The sequence below is a fragment of the Cytophaga sp. genome (assembly GCF_051961495.1).
Classification (GTDB): Bacteria; Bacteroidota; Bacteroidia; order Cytophagales; family Cytophagaceae; genus Cytophaga.
Window position 1 is genome coordinate 1 of record NZ_JBQCDF010000239.1, and the last position, 7034, is coordinate 7034.

1 pseudogene is annotated in these 7034 nt (G+C 43.5%); it reads left to right on the forward strand.

Features of this window, described 5'->3' with window-relative positions:
• A pseudogene (locus ACTHJT_RS13200) lies at positions 1-7034 on the forward strand (hypothetical protein); the annotation flags it as partial.

Below are 7034 nucleotides of genomic sequence, written 5' to 3' on the forward strand. Positions count from 1 at the left end.
AACCGGAACATATCAATTAGCCTTCAGCTCGGATGATGCAGGCTATTTATACATTAACGGCTCATTGGTTTATTCAAGAACAACAAATGGTTCTGCAACAAATGTATGGACGGGTAATCTGGATGCAACTTCAACAATTGACTTTCATTATAAAAATAATACCGGATCAGGTTCTGGTGCATTAACGTTTACAGCAATTACAACCCCCACGCTAGCAGCAGGAACAATAAGCGGAACACAGCCACTTTGTTTCGGTAATACAGATCCTTCCATCTTTAGCAGTACAGTTGCGGCATCCGGAACTTGCAGCGCTGTTGCATACCAATGGCAAAGTGATGTTGGCTGTACAGGAACATTTACAAATATTTCCGGAGCTACGAATGCAACATATGATGCTCCTGCAGGTGTAACGCAAACTACCTGCTACAGAAGAATGGTTGTCGATGCCAATTGTGCGAGAAGTGCAGCAAGTAATACCATTACAGTAACTGTATATTCAACAGTTCCGGGTGACCCGACAATATTTCCTTCCAATACATGGAATGGTTATGTATATGATTTTTCTGCAACAGGAGGGTATAACTCAAATGATTTAGGCTGGACAGATTATAAAGGATATTTTTCGTACACCGGGGCTTCTGCTTCGGATCCGAGTTTTAATACAACTACACTCTATGCAACAGCAAACTTGCCCACTTCGGCTCCGGGTTATGCAGGCTGTTCTGTGGCAAGCACAAATGCTACCGGAGTTCAGTTTAAGCGCCAGGGTTTTCCAACAGGTACCTATCAATTAGACTTTGCTTCAGATGATGCCGGCTATCTATACATTAATGGTTCATTAGTTTACTCAAGGACGACAAATGGTTCTGCGACGAATGTCTGGACGGGTAATCTGGATGCAACATCAACCATTGAATATCATTATAAAAATAATACCACTACTGCTACCGGCCGTTTAACGTTTACATTAATACCAACTCCTACTCTGATACCGGGTACCATTACAGGGGATCAGACATTGTGCCCGGGAAGTGATCCCGCAGCATTTGCAAGTACGCTTGCTGCTTCAGGTACTTGTGGAGCATTAAAATACCAATGGCAGAGTGATGCCGGTTGTGCAGGTACATTTACAGATATTTCCGGGGCCACGCTGGCTACTTATGATGTACCGGCAGGGCTTTCTCAAACAACATGCTATAGAAGAGAAGTAATTGATGCAAACTGTAATCGTGTGGATTATACAAATACGGTAACAGTTACAATCACTACTGTCCAACAAGGTGATCCAACCGTTTTCCCTTCAAATGCCTGGAATGGATATGTGTTTGATTTCACGAATGTGGGATATACTACAACGGATGTAGGTTGGACAGATTATAAAGGTTTTTTCAGTACGAATACATTGTCTTTTAATACAACAACTTTATATGGGTCTACCATACCGCCTACATCAGCACCAGGCTTTGCGGGATGCCAGTTAAGCAGTGCTACGCTTTCAGGAGTACAAATGAAAAGACAAGGTTTTCCTACAGGTACCTATCAAATAGACTTTACTTCTGATGATGCTGGCTTTATCTATATAAATGGCGCTTTGGTATATACCAGATGGGTAAATGGTTCGCAAACCAATGTGTGGACAGGAGATCTGGATGCGTCTTCAACCATTGATTTCAGATATAAAAACAATACCGGCGGAGGTCAGGGGAGGCTCACATTCACTGCTGTTACCCCAAATGTTCCTTTAAATGAAGGGTCTATCGCATTAAATGGTCCTTCTACGATTTGTCCTTCAGATCCGGCTACTCCTATAGTGTCTTCACAGGATGGATCAAGCTTCTGTTATTTTACATATCAGTGGCAGGCCGATGCAGGTTCCGGATATCAGGATATTACCGGTGCTACAAATGCTGCTTATACGCCGGCAAGTGTTCCGGTTACTACATCTTACAGACGTAAAGTAGCTGATGCCTGCGGGGATGTGTCTTATTCAAACATCGTAACGATAACTGTAGGGCCATCTGTTGTACCGGATGCATCTATATTCGGAAATAATTCATGGATAGCTTATGTGTATAATCAACAAAACTTTGTAGCCTCATCTTTATATGGCAGCTATACGGATCCGGGTGCTTCTGCTTCAGATCCCAGTTTTAGTTCCATGAACCTTTGGAACACAAACCTGGCTCCGTCAGCTGCTCCGAACTATGTTGGCTGTCAGGTAGGAGTGGATAATCACAGTGTGATTTATAAAAGACAAGGTTTTCCTACAGGTACATATACATTAAGTGTATTGAATGATGATGGTTGCTGGTTATATATAAACGGAGTGTTGGTTTATTCCAGAGCTTCATGGACTGGAACACCAATAAATTCTGTTTGGACCGGTACATTAAATGCATCTTCAACAATTGAATTCAGATGGACTGAAGGTGGCGGAGGATCGAATGGCGCGATCAGCTTTACTTCAGTTACTGTACCCTCACCATTTAACGGTGGAATAATTGATAATACAACTTCTACCATTTGTTCAGGAGATATTCCGGATCCATTCACTTCCACGAGTTCTGCTTCCAATGGTTGTTATGTGAATTCCTATCAATGGCAGTTAGATACAGGAAGCGGATTTACAGATATTTCCGGTGCAACAAATACTACCTATACTCCGGTTGCGCAAACTGTAACTACCACTTACAGAAGAAAGGCTGTTGATGCATGTAGTCAAACAGCTTATTCAAACAGCTTTACAGTTTCTATCGGAACACCTACACCTCCGGACCCTTCTGTATTCGGATCAAATGTGTGGAATGTATATGCATATAATGATGTGAACTTTACAATTCTGCGTGGTAGTTATGTAGATAACGGCTTATCAGCATCTGATCCTAGTTTTGATTCAAGAAACATGTGGAATATCAGTGCTTCGCCTTCAGCAGTATCAACTTATACAGGTTGTGACGTTGTATTGGACCAGCATGGAGTTATATATAAAAGACAAGGTTTCCCTACAGGTATTTACCGTCTGGATTATAATTCAGATGATGCCGGATCTGTATATATAAACGGTGTATTAGTCTATACCAGTGTGAGCTGGGGAGCTTTGGTGACAAACATCTGGACTGGTCCGTTAAATGCTTCATCAACTATTGAATACAGATGGGCTGATACCGGTGGCGGACAATCATACGGCAGTTTATTAATGACGCATCCGGTTACGCCGACAACATTACTTGGAGGAACAGTTGCAAGTTCAAGTGCTGTTGTCTGTTCAGGAAACTCTCCGTCTCCGTTTACATCAACTGCAGCAGCATCCGGCGGATGTTATCCATCATATCAGTGGCAGCTGTCAACTACATCGACCAGTTCAGGGTTCTCTGATATTTCAGGTGCAACGGCAGTAACATACAGCTCACCGGCAACGATAACTGCAACAACGTATTATAGAAGAAAAGTTACTGATGCCTGCGGTACAGTAGCTTACTCAAATGTAGTAACGGTAACAGTAGGTGTGCCATCACCTCCGGATCCTTCAATCTTTGGTTCGAACGTGTGGAACGTATATGTATATAACGGTAACAACTTCAATACACTTTATGGAAAGTATGTAGATAACGGTATCTCTGCAAGCAACCCGAGTTTTGATACCAGACTGCTTTGGTCATCGACGACACGTCCTTCATTGGCTCCCGGATATACCGGTTGCCAGGTAGGGGATGATAACCATTGCATCGTCTATAAAAGACAGGGATTTGCACCCGGTACGTATCAGATAGATTTCGATTCAGACGATTACGGATATTTGTATGTAAACGGTACACTTGTTTACAGCAGAACAACAGGTTGCTGTGCGGTAGTGAATAATGTATGGACGGGGCCATTAGATGCAACCTCTACTATTGAATACAGACAGAGAGAATTTAATGGAGGTTCATTCGGGTTCTTACGATTAACGTCTTCAACTCCACCGGCATTGGTTGCCGGAACAATTGCATCTGATCAGACCGTATGTTCAAATATTGTACCGGCTGCATTGACTTCAACAGCTGATGCTACATCCGGTTGTACAATTACATATCAGTGGATGTATTCAACTACATCAAATACTGGTCCATGGACAAATATCGGAAGTAACCTTAGCACACTTACGTTAAACCCTCCGGGTATTACTGCAACAACATATTATGTGCGCACGGCTACTGATGCATGCGGAAGATCTGTTTCTTCAAACGTAGTTACAGTAACAGTAAATCCTAAACCTAACAATGCGGGTGCAATAACTGGTCTGGCATCTGTCTGTGCTTCGCAAACGGGAGTAACTTATTCTATACCCGCGGTGACTTATGCAACAACATACACCTGGACATTACCAACCGGCGCAACGATAACCTCAGGTGCAGGTACCAATTCTATTACAGCTTCCTTTGGTACTGCAAGCGGAACAGTGACAGTAAGACCGGAAAATGCCTGCGGTGTTGGTTTGACTTCTTCTTTATCAGTAACAACAACTCCTACAATTCCTGCCAATGCCGGTGCAATCACAGGTCTGTCTACTGTATGTTCAGGTCAGTTTAACGTTCAATATAGTGTGGCTGCAGTTACGAATGCAGCAACCTATAACTGGACATTACCAACCGGAGCAACAATTACCTCAGGTGCCGGTACCAGAATTATCAGAGTAACATTTGGAACTACTGCCGGAACGGTTTCTGTAACGCCTGCAAACAGTTGTGGAAATGCATTAGCAGCAAGTAATTTAGCTGTTACAGTGAATCCGCTGCCAAGTGCTGCCGGTGCCATGACAGGATCAGGTTCTGTTTGTCCGAATGAAACGGGCGTTGTATATAGTATTGCAGCAGTGGCAAATACAGATACATATACATGGGCATTGCCTTCCGGAGCATCTATTACTTCCGGAACCGGAACCAATTCAATTGTGGTGGCTTTTGGAACAACTTCAGGGAACGTTACTGTAACGCCGCGTAATACATGTGGTGCCGGTTCTGCAACAATAAAAGCTGTAGCTGTGAAAACATTAGGTGCTCCCGGAGCTATTACAGGAAGTGTCAGTGTTTGTCAAAATACAACAAGTCTTACCTATGCAATTTCTACGGTAACCGGCGCAACGACATATGCATGGACAGTCCCTTCAGGCGCCGTGATTACAGCCGGTGCAGGCACGAGGTCAATTACTGTTACCATGGGTACAACAAGCGGTGATGTTACCGTTACCCCATCTAATACATGTCAAACAGGAACAACAGCGACCAAATCAGTGGTTGTTACAAATTCTGTTCCGGCTGTAGCGAGTTCTATAACAGGTAATAACAATCCTTGCAGACTGGAAAGCGGAGCTTCTTATTCAGTAGCGGCTGTCTCCGGCGCAACAAATTATACATGGCTGGTACCAACAGGTGCAACAGTAGCGTCAGGTGCCGGTACCAATGCAATTACGGTTAACTTTGGATCAACGAACGGTAATATTCGGGTTACTCCTAGTAACGTGTGCGGCAATGCAACCACTACAGTATTGCCTATAACTTTAAAGCCATTCCCTTCGGCAGTTGGCGCGATAACAGGGGCTACCAGTGTTTGTAAAGAAACCGGCATTACTTATAGTATTGCAGCAGTTACAAATGCTTTGAGCTATAACTGGACAGTACCTGCCGGAGCTACAATTACTTCAGGTAATGGAACAACTTCTATTATTGTTTCATATGCAGGCGCTTCAGTTACTTCAGGATCTGTTGCTGTTGATGCAGTAAATACCTGTTCTACAACTTCCAACAGCATAGCTGTTACAATCAGTAGTGCCTGTTCAAATACATGGACAGGAAATTCAACAGTTGATTGGAACACTGCTTCAAACTGGAATCTGGCTTTAGTACCAACAGGCACGGATGATGTAGTTATTCCTTCTTCAGTTGTTTCAACAAGAATGCCGGTAATATCTTCAGGTGCAAGTGCAAAAACACTTACAAACAATGGTACAATTACACTTACATCTGCAGGAACATTAAATGTATATGGAGATCTGGTTAACAATGGAACGTTGACTCCTGCAGTAAGCTCTACCGTTGTCTTCAAAGGTAATACTGCACAAAATGTCACAGGAGTTCCTGTGTTATATAATGCAGTTGTAAATAATCCGGTTGGCGTTACTTTACAATCTGCCCTTACGGTAAACGGTACACTGTCACTGGCCAAAGGTGTATTGACTACCAATTCTAACCTGACCATTGATTTTGATAATGGCGGTAATATCGGTTATTCTTCATCTGACCTGGGCAGTATTGCAGGTACAGTTACAGGAAGACGGGACGCGGTTGCTGCAAAAACGCATTACATCGGAGCTCCGTTCAGTGGGGTGACCTCCGGACAGGTTGCAGCCACAACACCGATCTACGTGAGTCCATACTGGAAAATGTTTACCCGTACGTTTTCTACTCAAAACTGGGCGGCCGTTACAAATTCAACAACACCTATGCCATTAGGCACAGGGTTCTCTCTGTCACTTCCGGCTGCGGCACCGTTGGTATTCACAGGTACTTATGATCATACCTTTGCCTTGACAGGTCCTGCATATCCGAATACGGCAACAGGTAAATATCTGTTGGTAGCCAATCCTTATCCTTCAATAATCGACTGGGACAATGTATCTGGCTGGACAAAAACCAATGTAGGAGGTGCAGTTTATTACTGGGATGCAGTAAATAACCGTGCTGCCAGCTATGCATCAGGTGTCGGAACGAACGGCGCAACAAGATACATTCCGCCGATGCAGGCCGTATTGGTAGGCCTTACAGGAACAGGAGGCAGCTCAAGTGTTTCCATTAATAATAATGCCCGTGTGAGTCTTGTAACAGCTACACCATATCTGAGGACAGCATCAAATACGATAATCCGTATCCGCCTGGAAGATTCGGCAGCAACGAAAAATGATGAAGCTGTTGTTCGGTTCAATGATGATGCAACCACTGGTTTTGACCAGGATCTGGATGCACATAAGATTCCAAACAGTGGTTTGATGCCTTCCGTTT